The sequence below is a fragment of the Pseudomonas sp. GW460-LB5 genome (genome assembly GCF_059423245.1).
In genome coordinates this window covers 56,416-72,196 of sequence record NZ_JBWKXT010000011.1, presented here as the reverse complement: position 1 = coordinate 72,196, position 15,781 = coordinate 56,416, and the positions used below count along the sequence as shown (strand labels likewise).

Annotated in this window: 15 protein-coding genes; 4 read left to right on the top strand and 11 right to left on the bottom strand. The window is 65.4% G+C overall.

Annotation, left to right across the window (positions count from 1 at the left end; all coding sequences use genetic code 11):
- The first annotated feature begins 29 nt into the window (after positions 1 to 29).
- A complete protein-coding gene (locus tag AC07XM_RS09410) occupies positions 30 to 407 on the top strand; it encodes a response regulator (RefSeq protein WP_016487624.1) in 378 nt (125 codons plus the stop codon).
- A gap of 110 nt (positions 408 to 517) precedes the next feature.
- On the opposite strand, the gene AC07XM_RS09405 is transcribed toward AC07XM_RS09410, so the two are convergent.
- The 3 genes from AC07XM_RS09405 to AC07XM_RS09395 are packed head-to-tail and all read right to left on the bottom strand — an operon-like array spanning position 518 to position 3,158.
- Positions 518 to 1,099 carry a TetR/AcrR family transcriptional regulator gene (locus AC07XM_RS09405; protein WP_016487623.1) on the bottom strand — a complete coding sequence of 194 codons (582 nt, stop codon included), beginning with the start codon at positions 1,097 to 1,099 and terminating at the stop codon, positions 518 to 520.
- 12 nt (positions 1,100 to 1,111) lie between these two features.
- Positions 1,112 to 1,960, bottom strand: a complete 849-nt coding sequence (locus AC07XM_RS09400) for a 3-hydroxybutyryl-CoA dehydrogenase (RefSeq protein ID WP_060517319.1) — start codon at positions 1,958 to 1,960, stop codon at positions 1,112 to 1,114.
- A gap of 13 nt (positions 1,961 to 1,973) precedes the next feature.
- Complete coding sequence (locus AC07XM_RS09395) at positions 1,974 to 3,158, bottom strand: acetyl-CoA C-acyltransferase family protein (protein WP_016487621.1); 1,185 nt, start codon at positions 3,156 to 3,158, stop codon at positions 1,974 to 1,976.
- 168 nt (positions 3,159 to 3,326) lie between these two features.
- On the opposite strand from AC07XM_RS09395, the gene AC07XM_RS09390 reads away from it, so the two are divergent.
- Positions 3,327 to 4,337 carry an AraC family transcriptional regulator gene (locus AC07XM_RS09390; RefSeq protein WP_060517320.1) on the top strand — a complete coding sequence of 337 codons (1,011 nt, stop codon included), beginning with the start codon at positions 3,327 to 3,329 and terminating at the stop codon, positions 4,335 to 4,337.
- Positions 4,338 to 4,384: 47 nt separating this feature from the next.
- Here the strand turns inward: AC07XM_RS09390 and AC07XM_RS09385 are convergent, their stop codons facing one another.
- A complete protein-coding gene (locus AC07XM_RS09385) occupies positions 4,385 to 4,822 on the bottom strand; it encodes a carboxymuconolactone decarboxylase family protein (RefSeq protein WP_102689037.1) in 438 nt (145 codons plus the stop codon).
- Positions 4,823 to 5,023: 201 nt separating this feature from the next.
- On the opposite strand from AC07XM_RS09385, the gene AC07XM_RS09380 reads away from it, so the two are divergent.
- A complete protein-coding gene (locus AC07XM_RS09380; RefSeq protein ID WP_102689036.1) occupies positions 5,024 to 6,220 on the top strand; it encodes a cyanate transporter in 1,197 nt (398 codons plus the stop codon).
- Here AC07XM_RS09380 and pdxR read toward each other — a convergent pair.
- The 7 genes from pdxR to glcD all read right to left on the bottom strand — a co-directional run bounded on the left by pdxR (position 6,213) and on the right by glcD (position 14,792).
- Positions 6,213 to 7,646 carry a MocR-like pyridoxine biosynthesis transcription factor PdxR gene (pdxR, locus tag AC07XM_RS09375; protein WP_023048416.1) on the bottom strand — a complete coding sequence of 478 codons (1,434 nt, stop codon included), beginning with the start codon at positions 7,644 to 7,646 and terminating at the stop codon, positions 6,213 to 6,215. The two genes, AC07XM_RS09380 and pdxR, sit on opposite strands and share 8 nt — an antisense overlap.
- 142 nt (positions 7,647 to 7,788) lie before the next feature.
- Complete coding sequence (locus AC07XM_RS09370) at positions 7,789 to 8,127, bottom strand: hypothetical protein (RefSeq protein WP_016487616.1); 339 nt, start codon at positions 8,125 to 8,127, stop codon at positions 7,789 to 7,791.
- A gap of 218 nt (positions 8,128 to 8,345) precedes the next feature.
- Complete coding sequence (locus tag AC07XM_RS09365; protein WP_102689035.1) at positions 8,346 to 10,514, bottom strand: malate synthase G; 2,169 nt, start codon at positions 10,512 to 10,514, stop codon at positions 8,346 to 8,348.
- Between the two features lie 90 nt (positions 10,515 to 10,604).
- Positions 10,605 to 11,003 carry a heme-binding protein gene (locus AC07XM_RS09360; RefSeq protein ID WP_016487614.1) on the bottom strand — a complete coding sequence of 133 codons (399 nt, stop codon included), beginning with the start codon at positions 11,001 to 11,003 and terminating at the stop codon, positions 10,605 to 10,607.
- Positions 10,996 to 12,231 carry a glycolate oxidase subunit GlcF gene (gene glcF / locus AC07XM_RS09355; RefSeq protein ID WP_096426217.1) on the bottom strand — a complete coding sequence of 412 codons (1,236 nt, stop codon included), beginning with the start codon at positions 12,229 to 12,231 and terminating at the stop codon, positions 10,996 to 10,998. Before glcF ends, AC07XM_RS09360 begins: the two co-directional genes overlap by 8 nt.
- Positions 12,232 to 12,240: 9 nt before the next feature.
- Complete coding sequence (glcE, locus tag AC07XM_RS09350; protein WP_016487612.1) at positions 12,241 to 13,293, bottom strand: glycolate oxidase subunit GlcE; 1,053 nt, start codon at positions 13,291 to 13,293, stop codon at positions 12,241 to 12,243.
- Positions 13,293 to 14,792: a glycolate oxidase subunit GlcD gene (gene glcD / locus AC07XM_RS09345; protein ID WP_016487611.1), complete on the bottom strand. Its 1,500-nt coding sequence runs from the start codon at positions 14,790 to 14,792 to the stop codon at positions 13,293 to 13,295. The genes glcE and glcD overlap by 1 nt, the downstream gene beginning before the upstream one ends.
- Positions 14,793 to 14,987: 195 nt before the next feature.
- Between glcD and glcC the strand changes: the two genes are divergently transcribed.
- Complete coding sequence (gene glcC, locus AC07XM_RS09340; RefSeq protein ID WP_060517330.1) at positions 14,988 to 15,752, top strand: transcriptional regulator GlcC; 765 nt, start codon at positions 14,988 to 14,990, stop codon at positions 15,750 to 15,752.
- Positions 15,753 to 15,781: the final 29 nt, after the last annotated feature.

The following is a 15,781-nucleotide window of genomic DNA, read 5'->3' as shown; positions in this document are numbered from 1 at the left end:
GCCAACTGTAAGAATTTCAAGGCGTTAACATGAGTGAAGATGCACAAGATGTGGTGTTGGTCGTCGAGGACGAACCGGCGATTCGCATGATTTTGCGCGATTACCTGGCGGGTGAGGGGTACCACGTGCTGGTTGCCGAAGATGGCGAGCAGGCGTTTGCGATCCTGGCCAGCAAACCGCACCTGGACCTGATGGTGACGGACTTCCGTTTGCCGGGTGGTATCTCCGGCGTGGAGATTGCCGAGCCCGCGGTGAAATTGCGACCAGACCTGAAGGTGATCTTCATCAGTGGCTACCCGGCCGAGATCCTCGAGTCTGGCAGCCCGATCACCCGCAAGGCACCGATCCTGGCCAAGCCGTTTGACCTGGATACCCTGCACGAGCAGATCCAGAGACTTTTGCGTTAAAGCGGGTGGCCCAAATCGCCGGCAAGCCAGCGCCCACAGGTACGCTACAGATCTCAAGGCCTGTGCAGTCCTTGTGGGCGCTGGCTTGCCGGCGATAGCGCCAGTACAGGCTATCGCAGGGTCCGCTCTATACCGCCTGCCAACATGCTCTCCATCAGCCCCAGCCCCTGTTCCTCGGGCAATGCCTTCAACATCCCCGGCAACTGGTTCAGCAGCGTCGCCACCACATGCGCCGTCGCCACCAAGGCTTGCCCCTGCAACGTTGCCTGTGGCGCGATCAACCTCAGCAACCCCGCCTCGTAACGTTTGCGCAACAAGGCCAGGCGCGCCTGCTGGTCATCGCTCAAACAGCACAAGTCGCGCTCCGCCAGCCGAAACTGCATCGGCCGCTCGGCATGCAATTGCCAGTGCGCTGCAATCAGGCAGCCCAGTGCCGAGGCCCCGCGCGCCATGGCTCGACGCCCCTGATCCAGAGTGGCCTGCAGTTCTTCGTACAACTCCTCGATCAAGTCGTACAACAGGTCCTGCTTGCTGGGAAAGTGATGGTACAGCGAGCCCGCAGTCAGCCCCACATGGGCCGCCAGTTCGCGCATGCTGACCTGGCCAAAGCCCTTTTCGGCAAACAGCGCCATGGCCCGGTCACGTCGCTCTTCAAAATTGGCACAGCGCATTGCGGCATTGACCGGAGGCATGGCGACTCGTCCTCAGTAGGTGAAGAAACCGCGACCGCTCTTGCGCCCCAGCCAGCCGGCCGCGACCATTTCCTTCAGCAGCGGGGCAGGGCGGTATTTGCTGTCGTTGAAGCCCTCATGGAAGGCTTCCATGATCGCCAGCAGGGTATCCAGGCCGATCAGGTCGGCCAGTGCCAGCGGGCCGATTGGCTGGTTGCAGCCCAGGCGCATGCCGGTGTCGATGTCCTCGGCACTGGCCAGGCCTTCCTGGCGCACGAAGATGGCCTCGTTGATCATTGGCACCAGAATGCGGTTGACCACAAAGCCTGGGCGGTTGCCCGCGGTGATCGGGGTCTTGCCGACCTTTTCGGTCACCACCAGCGCCTGGGCGTAGGTGCTGTCGCTGGTCTGCAGGCCGCGAATGATCTCCACCAGCGCCATCATTGGTACCGGGTTGAAGAAGTGCACACCAATGAAGCGCTCGGGGTGCTCGATGCTGGCGGCCAGCTGAGTCACCGACAGCGACGAAGTGTTGGTGGCGATGAGGCAGTCGGCAGCGACGTTGGCGGCCACTTGCTGCAGGATGCGCTGCTTGAGCTGCAGGCTTTCGGTGGCGGCCTCGATCACCAGCTGCGCGCCGCTGAGCTGGGCGTAGTCGGTGCTGGTGCGGATGCGCGTTTTCGCCGCCGCGGCCTTGTCCGCATCCAGGGTGCCTTTGCTGACCTGGCGTTCGAGGTTTTTGCTCAAGGTGGCCACGCCGCGCTCCAGCGCCGCGTCGGAAACATCCACCAGCAGCACCTGGTAGCCGGCGACGGCGCACACCTGGGCAATGCCGTTGCCCATGGTGCCGGCGCCGATCACGGCGATCTGTTCAATGCTCATGTGTCAGGCTCCCTCAGACGCGCTCGAAGACTACGGCGATGCCTTGGCCGCCACCGATGCACATGGTCGCCAGGGCGTAGCGGCCCTGGATGCGCTGCAGCTCATGGATGGCCTTGGTGGCGATGATCGCGCCAGTGGCACCCACCGGGTGGCCCAGGGAAATGCCCGAACCATTGGGGTTGACCTTCTCCGGGTCGAAGCCCAGTTCGCGGGCCACGGCGCAGGCTTGGGCGGCGAAGGCTTCGTTGGACTCGATCACGTCCAGGTCCTGTAGCTTCAGGCCGGTCTTTTCCAGCACCTTGCGGGTGGCCGGGATCGGGCCCAGGCCCATAAGTTCCGGCTCGACACCGGCGTGGGCATAGCCCACCAGACGCGCCAGCGGCTTCAGGCCCAGGCGACGCACGGCGTCACCGCTGGCCAGCACCAGGCCGGCCGCGCCATCGTTGATGCCGCTGGCGTTGCCGGCAGTCACGGTGCCGTCCTTCTTGAACACGGTCTTCATGCCGGCCAGTTGCTCGGCGGTGACGTCGCCCCGTACGTGCTCGTCCACGGCGAACTGTACGGTGCCTTTGCGGGTTTTCAGCTCCACCGGGACGATCTGGCTGTCGAAACGGCCTTCGGCGATGGCGCGGGCGGCGCGGCGCTGGCTGGTCAGGGCCAGCTCATCCTGCATCTCGCGGGTAATGCCGTGTTTGGCGGCGACGTTTTCTGCGGTGATGCCCATGTGGAAGTGTTCGAAGGGGTCCTGCAGCACGCCTACGGTGTAGTCGATGCCTTGCAGGTCGCCCATGCGCGCGCCCCAGCGTGCCTGCGGCAGCAGGTACGGGCCACGGCTCATGGATTCGGCACCGGCGGCCACGGCTACATCGGCATCGCCGAGCAGCAGGCACTGGGTGGCAGAGACGATGGCCTGCAGGCCCGAGCCGCACAGGCGGTTGACGTTGAAGGCAGGGGTTTCCTTGGGAATGCCGGCGTTCATTGCGGCAACCCGCGACAGGTAGGCATCGCGCGGTTCGGTGGGGATCACGGTGCCCATGACCACATGGCCAACCTGCTCGGCGGCCACGCCCGAGCGCTCGATGGCGGCGCGGGTAATGGTAGTGGCCAGGTCGGCCAGGGGCAGGTCCTTGAGCGAGCCTCCAAAACCACCGATGGCGGAACGCACGGCACTGACGACATAGATTTCTGGGCTGCTCATAGAGGCTCCGTAAGCTTAGGCATGGCGGGAGCGGGCCAGGCTCTGCGAGAATGGCCGGCGGTCCCGGAGTGGGATCGAGTCTAGGCAAAGGCTCTGTTGCAGCCTATGCCGGATCTGTTCAAACAACCTGGCACTTTTTGCCACTCAGCATAGACAGCGAAAACCACCATGCGCGATAGCGATTCGGTCGCCGTGTACTTTCTCAATGCCATGCTCCACGCCCTGCGCAATAGCCCGGCCGAGCGCGATGCGCAGCTGCGCGCGGTGGGCATCGACCCCCAGCTGCTTGAGCAGTCACAGGCCCGCGTACCGGCCAAGGCCTTCGCCGAGCTGTGGCTGACACAGATACAGCGCCTGGACGACGAGTTCTTCCGCCTCGACAGCCATGGCATGCCGCTGGGCAGCTTCGCCCTGATTTGCCGGGGCCTGATCCTTGAGCCGAACCTGGAAAAGGCCTTGCGCCAGTGCATGGCTGGCTTCGGCCTGTTCCTGCGCGACCTGCGCGGCAGCCTGACCGTACGCGGTGGGCGCGCGCTGATCAGCGTGCAGTCGAGCATTGCCGACCCGTTGACCCAGGTGTACGCCGAGGAAACCTACCTGGTGCTGATGATCGGCATGTTGTGCTGGCTGGCCGGGCGGCGGATCGCCATAGACCGCACCGAGCTGGCCGTCTCGCGCCCGGCCCAGGAAGACGACCTGCTGTTGTGGGGGCCGGACCTGCGCCTGGGCAGCGGCCGTACCGAAGTGGAATTCGACAGCGCCTACCTGCGTCTGCCAGTGGTGCAGGACCTGGCGACCCTGAAAACCTTTCTGCGCAGTGCACCGCAGGGGTTGGTGATCCGCTTTCGCAACCAGAACGGGCTGGTGGCGGAGGTGTACCGCCATTTGCGCGCCCGGCACTATGGGCAGTGGCCGACCTTGGCGGCGCTGGCGCAGCTGCAGGGGATCAGTGCCAGTACGTTCCGTCGGCAGCTGGAGCGGGAAGGGCGGTCGTACCAGCAGATCAAGGATGAGGTGCGCCGGGCGATGGCCTTCGAGCGGTTGCGCGAGGGGGTGTTGAGCATTGCCGAGATAGCCGAGCAGGCCGGGTTCCAGGAGCCGAGTGCGTTTCACCGGGCGTTCAAGAAGTGGACCGGGCAGAGCCCCGGCAGCTATAGGGCGCGGTTGGCCGGGCGTTAGTTGTTCCCTGTACCGGCGATAGGGCCGGTACGGCGATCATTGAATGATCAGGCCGGCACCATGGCAAACCCGACCCCGAAGCGGTTCCAGGCGTTGATGGTGGCAATCGCCAGGGTCAGGTTGACCACCTCGGCCGGCTCGAAGTGTTCCTGCAGGGCTTCATATTGCCCCTGTGGCGCGCCCTGCTCAGGCAGGCGGGTAAGGCTTTCGACCCAGGCCAGCGCCGCACGTTCGCGCGGGGTGAAGTAGGCGGTTTCGCGCCACACGCTCAAGGTCTGCAAGCGTGCTTCGGTCTCACCTGCCTTGCGTGCATCGTTGGCGTGCAGGTTGACGCAGTAGGCGCAGCCGTTGACCTGCGAAGCCCGCAGACGTACCAGCTCCAACAGGGAACTCTCCAGGCCGCTCTTGGCCAGGGCCTGCTCCAGGCCGATCATGGCTTTGTAGGCTTCCGGGGCGTGCTTGGCCCATTCGATACGGTTGTGCATGGCTGTCTCCAAAGGGTGCTGGATGGGAATGGCACTACTGTAGCGCTGCCGATTGGCCTCCCCGATAGCCAATTGCGCACATAAGCGGGAGGCCAATCGCCCATTCAGGTGGCCACTGACAAGCATCCAATCTCTTCATTTCTGCCAGCCCTGCCAAGCCGGGATAATGCCTGGGTCCTGTTACCCGAGAACCGATGCGCAATGAGAGCTGCTTTGAACCTGTTGCTGGTGATCCTGCTGGCGCTGAACCTGCGGCCGATCCTGACCAGTATCGGCCCGTTACTCGAACCCATGCGCGCCAGCACCGGGCTGGGCTACCAGCAGGCTGCCTTGCTGACGGCGTTGCCGGTACTGTGCATGGGCCTGGTGCCGTTGCTGCAGCCATGGTTGCGACGCTGGATCAGCGAGCATGGCGGCATGCTCGGTGGCCTGGCTGCAATCGCCCTGGCCTGCCTGTGGCGCCTGCAACTGGACAGCGCCTGGGCGCTGATTGCCAGTGCCGTGGTCGCCGGTCTGGGGGTGGCGGTGGTGCAGGGCATGATGCCTGGCCTGGTCAACCGCTGGTTCCCCAGCCGCCTGGCGGGGGCGATGGGGCTGTACTCGGCAGCGTTGATGAGCGGTGGCGGCATGGCTGCCGTGCTTGGCCCCCATATCAGCGACCATTTCGGCCACTGGCAGGTCGGCCTGGGCCTTTGGGCGATCCCGGCGCTGTTGGCGCTGGTGGCATGGGCGGTATGGCGGCCACGGCAGGGGGCGCCAACGCTGGCCGGCACTGCTGGCGGGCACTGGTTCGGCACGCGCCGGGCCTGGTTGCTGGCCCTGTATTTCGGCCTGATCAACGGCGGCTACACCAGCATGGTGGCGTGGCTGCCGGCGTACCATCTCGAGCACGGCGGCAGTGCTCAGGGCGGTGCAGACCTGGTGGGCCTGATGACGGTCTTCCAGGTGGCCGGTGCACTGGGGTTGCCGCTGTTGCTGCGGCGTTGGACTGACCGCCGTCCAGGCTTGTGGTTGGCTCTGGCGATCCAGCTGGCCGGTTTTCTCGGCCTGCTGCTGGCACCCACGCAGGCGCCGGGGCTGTGGGTCGCGATGATCGGTTTTGGCCTGGGCGCCTGCTTCAGCCAATGCCTGACCCTGACCCTGGAGCACTTGAAGACGCCCGCCGAGGCCGGCAGCCTGGCCGCTTTCGTGCAGGGCATCGGTTTCATCATCACCGGTACAGTGCCGTATATCACCGGCTGGCTGCGTGACGTGAGTGGTGACTTCCAGGCGTCGTGGACGCTGCTCACTGTGACCGTGGTGGCCATGTTGCTGGTAACCCGCTGGTTCAGTCCGCGTGGCTATGCCGCAGCCATCGCGCGCCCCGCCGCGCCAGGCAAGGCTGCGCCGGTCAGCTGAGGCGTTGCAGGGTATCGCGCACCCGGTCCAGCGCCGGGTCAATGTCCAGCAGCTCGATGGCGCCGAAGCCCAGCAATAACCCCGGACGTACCGGCGCTTCGCTGAAGAATGGCGCCAGCGAGTACAGGCCGACCTCTACCTTGCGCGCGAGGTTGGCCAGCAGTTCGACATCGACCCCGGGATTGGCCAGTGCACTGAGGTGGAAGCCGGCGCTGGCAGGGATGGCGCTGAGCCATGGCGACAGGTCGCCACCCAGGCGCGCCAGGATGCGCTCGCGACGGGCGCTGTAGACCTCGTGGCAGCGGCGGATATGCTTGTTCAGGTGGCCTTCGCCCAAAAAACGCGCCAGCGCCCACTGCAGCAAAGTCGGGCTGTGCCAGTCGCTGAGGTGCTTGGCCACGCAAGCGGCCTGCAGTACGGCAGGCGGCAGTACGGCATAGCCCAGCCGCAGTTCTTGCAGCAAGGTCTTGGAAAAGGTCCCGACATAGGCCACCAGCCCATGCCGGTCCAGGCGCTGGAGTGCGTCCGAGGCTGGCCCGTGGTAGCGGAACTCGCAGTCGTAGTCGTCTTCGATGATCAGTGCACCCAGTTCCGCGGCCCTTGCCAGCAGGGCGTGTCGGCGTGGCTCGCTCATCGGCATACCCAGCGGGAACTGGTGCGAGGGCGTTACGTAGATCAGCCGGGTGCCATCGGCGATCTGCTCCACGCACAGGCCTTCATCATCCACCGGCACGGACTGCAGGCGTGCGCCAAGGGCCAGGAACAGTTGCCGTGCCGGCGGGTAGCCGGGGTCTTCCATGGCCACCTGACAGCCTGGCTCGACCAGTACCCGGGCGATCAGGTCCAGCGCTTGCTGGGCACCGTTGCACACCAGCAGATCGGCTGCGCTGCAGTGCACGCCGCGGGCGTAGGCGATGTGGTGGGCAATGGCCTCGCGCAGCTCTGGCAGGCCCTGGGCCTGGAACTGCCGCTCGGGGTGGCGCTGGCTGCGGCGCAGCGCGTAATTCAGGCAGCTGCGCCATTGGTCGAACGGGAACTGCGACTTGCTCGATGCACCGCCGACAAAGTCATAGCGCGAGGGCGTTTGCAGCTGGCGTTGAGCGAGCACGGTGGCGCGCTGCTGCCAGCGTTCAAGGGATGCAGCGCCGGCCAGGGGAATGCTGGCTGATTCATTGCTGCGCAGTGGTTGGCGCGGGGTGATGAACGTGCCGCGGCCGACCACGCCGCTGAGCAGGTTGTCGTAGGTCAGCCGTGAGTAAGCCTCGGCCACGGTCTTGCGCGATACGCCCAGTTGTGCTGCCAGCAGGCGGGTGGGTGGCAGTTGGGTGCCGGCGGCCAGGTGGCCGCTGTCGATACCGGCGCGCAATTGCTGGTAAAGCTGCTCGGCCAGGCCTTTGCGGCCCTCCAGGCGAATGTGCAGTTCCATGGGCGGGTCCGGAGCGGGGGAGTGCTCAGGATAGCGGATTGGGCAGGAAGGCTCCCACAGGTATCGCGTGCACCCCAGGCTTGACGCGACCCCTGTGAGAGCTGGCTTGCCGGCGATGGGCTGCAAAGCAGCCCCAAAAAGCTCAGAACCGGGCGGCGCTGACAGTGATGTAGCCTTTTTCCGCCAGCGCGATGCGTATTACTGTCTCATCCTCTGCCGCGTTGCGGTTGCGCCTGATGCGCACGCCTTCTACCGTCGAAGCCTTCATATACTCTGAAATGGCCCGCCCGTTCGCGTCGAAGAACACCTCGCTGGCCAGCAACTCGATGCGTTCGATCAATTGCCGGGAATGCTCATCGGTGGCGCAGAAGAACATGACCCCCGACAGGTGTGGGTCTTCATCGGGGTTACTCATGTCATGGGCCAGCATTTCGCGCAGGCTGCTGCGCAGTTCGGCGATGGGGCGGGCGTACAGGTGCATGCGGAGCCTCCTCTGGAGCGCAGCGTTGCTTGATCCAGCCCCGATCTTGTTTTCTGCGGGCGGCGGTAGCAAGTAAGACACTTCCGAGAACCCTGTGGGAAATGTCTGAAGCTGCCGGAATACCACCCTTGACTGGCAGCAGGCGGGTGCCTGCGGCACAATTCGTCCCCACCCGATCGCGCCACAAGGCCGCTCCTGGAGTGACCGCGCAGCCTGGGCTAGCGTTGAACTTCCTGCTTGAAGCGCAACCGCCAGCCATGTAGCAACGGCTCGGTATAGCCGCTGGGCTGCTCGCGCCCTTTGAACACCAGGTCCCGCGCAGCTCGGAAGGCATACGATGTTTCGAAACCGGTGGCCATCGGCCGGTATGCCGGGTCCCCGGCATTCTGCTGGTCGACCACCTGGGCCATGCGTTGCAACGTCGCCTCGACCTGCTCGGCCCCGACTACCCCATGGTGCAGCCAGTTGGCAATGTGCTGCGCTGAAATGCGCAAGGTGGCGCGGTCCTCCATCAGGCCCACATCGTGAATGTCCGGCACCTTGGAGCAGCCGACCCCTTGCTCGACCCAGCGCGCCACGTAACCGAGGATGCCTTGGCAGTTGTTGTCCAGCTCAGCCTGGATATCAGCGGCGCTCCACGGCCGTTCGGGGCTGACCGGAATGCTCAGCAGGTCATGCAGCAATGCGCCACGCAGGGCCCCCAGGTCTACCTGTTCCAGCGTCTGCTGCACGGCAGCTACGTCTACCTGGTGGTAGTGCAGCGCATGCAGGGTGGCGGCAGTGGGCGACGGCACCCAGGCGGTGTTGGCACCGGCCTTTGGCTGGGCAACTTTCTGTTCCAGCATGGCCGCCATCAGGTCGGGCATGGCCCACATGCCCTTGCCGATCTGTGCCTTGCCGCGCAGGCCACAAGCCAGCCCGACCAGCACGTTGCTGCGTTCGTAGGCCTGGATCCAGGCGCTGCCTTTCATGTCGCCCTTGCGCAGCATGGCGCCGGCTTCCATGGCGCTGTGCATTTCGTCACCGGTGCGGTCGAGGAAGCCGGTATTGATGAACACCACCCGGGATGCCGCGCTGGCGATACAGGCCTTGAGGTTGACGCTGGTGCGCCGCTCCTCGTCCATGATGCCCATCTTCAGGGTCTGTGCCGGCAGGCCCAGCAGGGCTTCGACGCGGCCGAACAACTGGTCGGCGAAGGCCACTTCGGCCGGCCCGTGCATCTTCGGTTTGACGATGTACAGGCTGCCTTCGCGGGAATTGCCGCGGTGCTTGAGGTCGTGCAGGCCGATCAGGCTGGTAATCACGGCATCGAGGATACCTTCGGGAATTTCACGGCCATCACGGTCGTGGATGGCCGGGTTGGTCATCAGGTGGCCGACGTTGCGGATGAACAGCAGCGAGCGGCCCGGTAGTGTCAGGGGGAGGCCGTCTATACCGTGGTAATGGCGGTCTGCAGCCAGGGTGCGGTTGAAGGTTTTGCTGCCTTTGCTCACCTGTTCGCTCAGGTCACCCTTCATCAGGCCGAGCCAGTTGCGGTAGACGTGGACTTTGTCGTCGGCATCCACGGCCGCTACCGAGTCTTCGCAGTCGATGATGGTGGTCAGTGCGGCTTCCAGGGCGATGTCCTTGACTCCGGCCAGGTCCTGCTGGCCGATCGCACTGGTCGGGTCGATCTGGATTTCGAAATGCAGCTGGTGGTGCTGCAACAGGATCGCCGTGGGTGTGTTCGGCTCTCCCTGGTAACCCCGCAGTTGTGCGCGATTGTGCAATACGGCCTGGCGGCCGTCGGCCAGGGTGACCCGTAGCGTGCCCTGGTCGATCACGTAGGCAGTGACGTCGCTGTGTGAAGCGCCGTCGAGTGGGGCGCTAGCGTCGAGGAACTGCCGGCCATAGGCAATTACCTTGGTGCCGCGCGCCGGGTTGTAGCCTTGGCCGCGTTCGGCGCCCGCGGTTTCGGCGATGGCATCGGTGCCGTACAGCGCATCGTACAGCGAACCCCAGCGGGCGTTGGCGGCGTTGAGGGCGTAGCGGGCGTTGCTCAGCGGCACGACCAGCTGCGGGCCGGCTTGCAAGGCGATTTCACGGTCAACGTTGGCGGTGCTGATCTGCACGTTTTCGGGAGCGTCGACCAGGTAGCCGATGCCTTGCAGAAAGTGCTGGTAGGCGGCCATGTCGCGGATCGGGCCAGGGTGTTGGCGGTGCCAGTTGTCCAGCTCGGTTTGCAGGCGCTGGCGTTCGGCGAGCAGGGCGCGGTTTTGCGGGGCGAGGTCGTGGACCAAGGTGCTGAAGCCTTGCCAGAAAGTGTTGGCTTCGATGCCGGTGCCGGGGAGGACTTCGTCTTCGATGAAGTGCTGGAGGGTGGGGGCGATCTGGAGTTCGTTTGGCATTGTCTGTTCGCTCGATGTTCTGTCTTCGGGAATTCAGTCACCTGTGCTGGCTTCTTCGCGGGCAAGCCCGCGAAGAAGCCAGCACAGGATCTACAGGGCTGCAGCTCCAGCCTTGGCCACCTGGGCATCCTGTTCGGATTTGACCCCGGACACACCAATGGCACCCACCACCTGGCCATCCACCCGCAGTGGCACGCCACCTTCCAGGCTGGTCAGCAGCGGTGCGGTGACGAATGCAGTGCGGCCCCCATTGACCATTTCCTCGTAATCCCGGGTTTCCTTGCGCCCCAGCGCGGAGGTGCGGGCTTTCTCCACGGCTATGTAGGCACTGGCTGGCGCACAGCCATCCAGGCGCTCCAGGGCCAAGGGGTGGCCACCGTCGTCGACCACGGCGATGGTCACGTTCCAATGCTGGGCCAGGGCTTCCTGGCGGGCGGCGGCCAGCACACGGGCGACGTCGGCCTGGCCGATCACGAACTTGCTATGCATGGGGGTTCTCCGGGTTCAAGGCGGCTTCGACGATTTCGATCCAGTGCCGTACCGGCGTGCGCCCGGCCCCGTCGAGGTGGGCCTGGCAGCCGATGTTGGCGGTAGCGATGACTTGCGGTTTGCCGCTTTCCAGTGCGTTGAGGCGGTTGTCACGCAGTTGCAGTGACAGCGCTGGCTGGGTCAGCGAATAGGTGCCAGCCGAGCCGCAACACAGGTGGCCGTCCGGTACCGAGGTCAGGGTAAAGCCCAGGCGCGTCAGCAGCGCCTCTACCGCACCCCCCAGTTTCAGGGCGTGTTGCAGCGTGCAGGGGCAGTGGAAGGCCAGGCGTTGCTCGGCGCACAGGCCCAGTTGCTCGACCGGCTCATCGCGCAGTACTTCTACCAGGTCGCGGGACAGGGCGCTGACCCTGGCCGCTTTGGCTGCGTAGCGGGTGTCGTGTTCCAGCAGGTGACCATAGTCGCGCACGAACGCGCCGCAGCCGCTGGCGGTTTGCACGATGGCCTGGGCACCTGCTTCGATGGCCGGCCACCAGGCGTCGATATTGCGCCGCGCACGTTGCAGGCCTTGCTCCTGGGCATTGAGGTGGTAGTCCACCGCGCCACAGCAGCCGGCCTGGTGGATGGGTTGCACGCTAATCCCCAGGCGATCGAGCAGGCGCGTCGCAGCGGCATTGGTATTGGGTGACAAGGCCGGCTGCACGCAGCCTTCCAGCATCAGCACCTGGCGTGCGTGGCGCGGCGCGGGGCGCTCGCCGGGTGCCGTGATGTGCGCCGGCAGTTTGCGCTTGAGCGTGGCCGGCAACAGTGGGCGCAGGGCCTGGCCGCTGCGGGTCAGGGCCTTGAACAGCGCCGGGCGCGGCACTACCGCACGCAGGCCCTGGCGCAGCAGGCGCTGACCGAGCGCGCGCGGTACTTGTTGGTCGACGACGGCGCGACCGATGTCCAGCAGGTCGTGGTATCTGACCCCGGATGGGCAGGTGGTTTCGCAGTTGCGGCAACTCAGGCAGCGGTCCAGGTGCTGTTGGGTGCTGGCGGTGACCGGCTCGCCTTCGAGTACCTGCTTGATCAGGTAGATGCGCCCGCGCGGGCCGTCCAGTTCATCGCCCAGCAACTGGTAGGTAGGGCAGGTGGCGGTGCAAAACCCACAATGCACGCAGGAACGCAGGATGCTTTCGGCCTCGTCGGCGCGGGCCAGCCGGCGGCTTGTTTCGCTCAGGTTGGTTTGCATGGTCTGGCCTCACAGGTCCGGGTACAGGCGGCCAGGGTTGAACACCCCCTGGGGGTCGAGTTGCTGCTTGAGGGCACGGTGGTAACGCATCAGTGCGGCGGGCAGGGGCGGGCTGCTGGCTGCCCCGGGGGCGTAGCAGGTGGCGTGGCCGCCCACCTTGGCGACATGGTCGCGAATCGCCTGCGCCGGTGCACTGGACTTCAGCCAGCGCTGGGCACCCCCCCAGTCGATCAACTGCTGGCCGGGCAGTTGCAGCTCGCCGGTGGCGTTGGGCAGCGACAAACGCCATAGCGGCGCAGGGTCACTGAAGAACGCCAGGCGCTGTTCGCGCAGGTCGCTCCAGAAACCGCTGTCGAGCATTTCGCCGCCCAGCCGCTGGCGGGCCGACTGCACCGAGCCTTCACCGCCTTCCAGGCGCAGGAACAGGGCGTCACCGTCATGGCAGGCCGCGCTGATCGGCAGCGGCTGCTGGCCCCATTCGGCCAGCTCGGCCAGTGCCTGGTGGCAGCCCATCGGCAGGCGCAGGCTCAGGCATTCGCGCGGCCGAGGCAGCACTTTCAAGGAAATTTCAGTCAACAGCCCCAGGCAACCGAAGCTACCCGCCATCAGCCGTGATACATCGTAACCGGCCACATTCTTCATCACCTCGCCACCAAAGCGCAGCAGCTTGCCGTGGCCGGTGATTACCCGCGTGCCGAGCACGTAGTCACGTACCGACCCGGCCCACGGCCGCCTGGGGCCGGACAGGCCCGCCGCGACCATGCCGCCCAGGGTGGCCTCGGGGCCCAGGTGCGGCGGTTCGCAGGGCAGCATCTGGCCGGCCTCGTGCAGGGCCGCTTCGATCTCGCGCAGCGGTGTGCCCGCACGGGCGGTGAGCACCAGTTCGGTGGGGTCGTAGCTGACGATGCCACGGTGGCTGCGGGTGTCGACAACTTCGCCGGCCACCGGGCTGCCGAGCATGGCCTTGCTGTTGCTGCCCTGGATACGTAGTGGCGTGCCGTGGTTCAAGGCCTGGGTGACCTGCTGTAGCAGGGCCTGGCTGATGTCGCGGTCCATGCTCATCAGAAACGCTCCAGGTCAGGGAAGGGCAGTTGCCCGTGGTGCACATGCATGGCGCCGAACTCGGCGCAGCGGTGCAGGGTGGGGATGTTCTTGCCGGGGTTCAGCAGGCCCTGCGGGTCGAAGGCGGCCTTGACCGCGTGGAACAGGGTGATTTCGTCGCTGTTGAACTGGGCGCACATCTGGTTGATTTTTTCGCGGCCTACGCCGTGCTCGCCGGTAATGCTGCCGCCCACCGCCACGCACAGTTCGAGGATCTTGCCGCCGATGGCTTCGGCCCGCTCCAGCTCCCCGGGCAGGTTGGCATCGAACAGGATCAGCGGGTGCATGTTGCCGTCGCCGGCGTGGAACACGTTGGCCACGCGCAGGCCGTATTCGCGGGACAGGTCACTGATGCCCTTGAGTACCCGCGGCAGTTCGCGGCGCGGGATGGTGCCGTCCATGCAGTAGTAGTCCGGGGAAATGCGCCCCACCGCCGGGAAGGCGTTCTTGCGCCCGGCCCAGAAGCGCACGCGTTCGGCCTCATCGCAGGCCAGCCGCACCTCGCGGGCGCCGGCTTGCGTCAGCACCGCGGCCACCCGTTCGCAGTCGTCGTGCACATCGGCCTCCACGCCGTCCAGTTCGCATAACAGGATGGCCGCCGCGTCCACCGGGTAGCCGGCGTGGATGAAGTCTTCGGCGGCGCGGATTGCCAGGTTGTCCATCATCTCCAGGCCGCCTGGAATGATGCCGGCGGCGATGATGTCAGCCACTGCCCGGCCAGCGTCCTCGACGCTGTCGAAACTGGCCAGCAGCACCCGTGCCACCTGAGGCTTGGGCAGCAGTTTCACGGTCACTTCGGTGACAATGCCGAGCATGCCTTCAGAGCCGGTGAACAGTGCCAGCAGGTCGAAGCCGGGGCTGTCCAGGGCATCGCTACCCAAGGTCAGGTGTTCACCTTCGACCGTGAGAATGTCCACCTTCAGCAGGTTATGCACGGTCAGGCCGTATTTGAGGCAGTGCACGCCACCTGCGTTCTCGGCGACGTTGCCACCAATGGAGCAGGCGATTTGCGAGGACGGGTCTGGCGCGTAGTACATACCATGAGGTGCGGCGGCCTGGGAGATGGCCAGGTTGCGTACGCCGGGTTGCACACGGGCGTAGCGGCCCTGTGGGTTGACCTCAAGGATGCGGTTGAAACGTGCCATCACCAGCAGGATCCCCTTGGTCAGCGGCAGGGCACCCCCCGACAGGCCGGTACCGGCGCCACGCGCTACCACCGGTACGCCGCGTTGGTGGCAGAGCTTGAGCAGCGTCTGCACCTGCTCCAGGCGCTCGGGCAGCACCACCAGCAGCGGCACCGTGCGATAGGCCGACAGCCCATCGCATTCGTAGGGTTTCAGGTCTTCTTCGCGGTGCAGGATATCGAGGTCCGGCAGGGCGCTGTGCAGTGCCTGCAGCAGGGCTGCCTGGTCCACGGCGGGTAGCGCGCCATCGACGCGTTCGTCGTACAGGATATTCATCGGCTCACTCGGCAACGGTTTTTGTTGTTGTTGGCAAAGCGGTCACGGTTGCAGCCTGCGCGTGCCAGCGCCTGGGGTCGAGCATGGCGGGCACTGGTCCTACCAGTTTTTCGCCGTGGTACTGGTTATTAATGGGTTTACCCGGCTAGATTTGGATAGATGGGCTAACTGGTCCTACCAGCAGGAGGGTGCACAATGGTTATTGACGGCAAAGCCAAGGTCGCCGACCAGGTGGCCGAGCGGGTCGAGCGGCTGATCGTCGACGGCGTGCTGAAGGTGGGCCAGGCCCTGCCATCGGAGCGGCGGCTGGTAGAGAAGCTGGGTTGTTCACGTTCGGCCCTGCGTGAAGGGCTACGCATTTTGCGCGGGCGCGGCATCATCGACACCGAGCAGGGGCGAGGCTCGTTCGTTGCTGACCTGACGGGGCAGGTGGGTGCCACCCCATTGATGCACCTGTTTAGTTCGCAGCCACGCACGCTGTTCGACTTGCTGGAGGTACGGGCTTTGCTGGAGGCCGAGTCGGCGCGGCTGGCAGCGTTGCGTGCCACCGAGGTCGACCGCTTGCTGATTCGCCGGCGTTATGAAGAAATGCTGGCTGCCCACGAGTCGGCCCAGGCGCTGGACGCCCGTGAGCATGCCCGCCGTGACCATGCCTTCCATCGGGCGATCAGCGAGGCGTCACATAACCCGGTGCTGGTGCATACCCTGCAATCGCTCAGTGATCTGACCTTGAGCACCGTGTTTGCTTCGGTCAACAACCTGTACTGCCGGCCGGCGCAGAAACGCCAGATTGATCGGCAGCATGCGCGGTTGTATCAGGCGGTGATGGAGCAATTGCCGGAGCAGGCGCAGCGGGCTGCGCGTGAGCATATCAACGGGATACGCGACAGTTTGCGGGAGATCGAGCAGGAAGAGCAGCGCCTGGTCAGGGCGACCATGCGCATGGATGGTTGGGGGTGATGCTGCCTGTGCCGGCCCTTTCGCTGGCT

Coding starts and splice junctions, on each gene's coding strand:
- glcF (WP_096426217.1), bottom strand. CDS start 12,231: ATGCAAACCAACCTGAGCGAAACAAGCCGCCGGCTGGCCCGCGCCGAC.
- AC07XM_RS09405 (WP_016487623.1), bottom strand. CDS start 1,099: ATGCCTCCGGTCAATGCCGCAATGCGCTGTGCCAATTTTGAAGAGCGA.
- AC07XM_RS09395 (WP_016487621.1), bottom strand. CDS start 3,158: ATGAGCAGCCCAGAAATCTATGTCGTCAGTGCCGTGCGTTCCGCCATC.
- glcC (WP_060517330.1), top strand. CDS start 14,988: ATGGTTATTGACGGCAAAGCCAAGGTCGCCGACCAGGTGGCCGAGCGG.
- AC07XM_RS09385 (WP_102689037.1), bottom strand. CDS start 4,822: ATGCACAACCGTATCGAATGGGCCAAGCACGCCCCGGAAGCCTACAAA.
- glcD (WP_016487611.1), bottom strand. CDS start 14,792: ATGAATATCCTGTACGACGAACGCGTCGATGGCGCGCTACCCGCCGTG.
- AC07XM_RS09380 (WP_102689036.1), top strand. CDS start 5,024: ATGAGAGCTGCTTTGAACCTGTTGCTGGTGATCCTGCTGGCGCTGAAC.
- AC07XM_RS09365 (WP_102689035.1), bottom strand. CDS start 10,514: ATGCCAAACGAACTCCAGATCGCCCCCACCCTCCAGCACTTCATCGAA.
- AC07XM_RS09400 (WP_060517319.1), bottom strand. CDS start 1,960: ATGAGCATTGAACAGATCGCCGTGATCGGCGCCGGCACCATGGGCAAC.
- glcE (WP_016487612.1), bottom strand. CDS start 13,293: ATGAGCATGGACCGCGACATCAGCCAGGCCCTGCTACAGCAGGTCACC.
- AC07XM_RS09360 (WP_016487614.1), bottom strand. CDS start 11,003: ATGCATAGCAAGTTCGTGATCGGCCAGGCCGACGTCGCCCGTGTGCTG.
- pdxR (WP_023048416.1), bottom strand. CDS start 7,646: ATGGAACTGCACATTCGCCTGGAGGGCCGCAAAGGCCTGGCCGAGCAG.
- AC07XM_RS09410 (WP_016487624.1), top strand. CDS start 30: ATGAGTGAAGATGCACAAGATGTGGTGTTGGTCGTCGAGGACGAACCG.
- AC07XM_RS09370 (WP_016487616.1), bottom strand. CDS start 8,127: ATGCACCTGTACGCCCGCCCCATCGCCGAACTGCGCAGCAGCCTGCGC.
- AC07XM_RS09390 (WP_060517320.1), top strand. CDS start 3,327: ATGCGCGATAGCGATTCGGTCGCCGTGTACTTTCTCAATGCCATGCTC.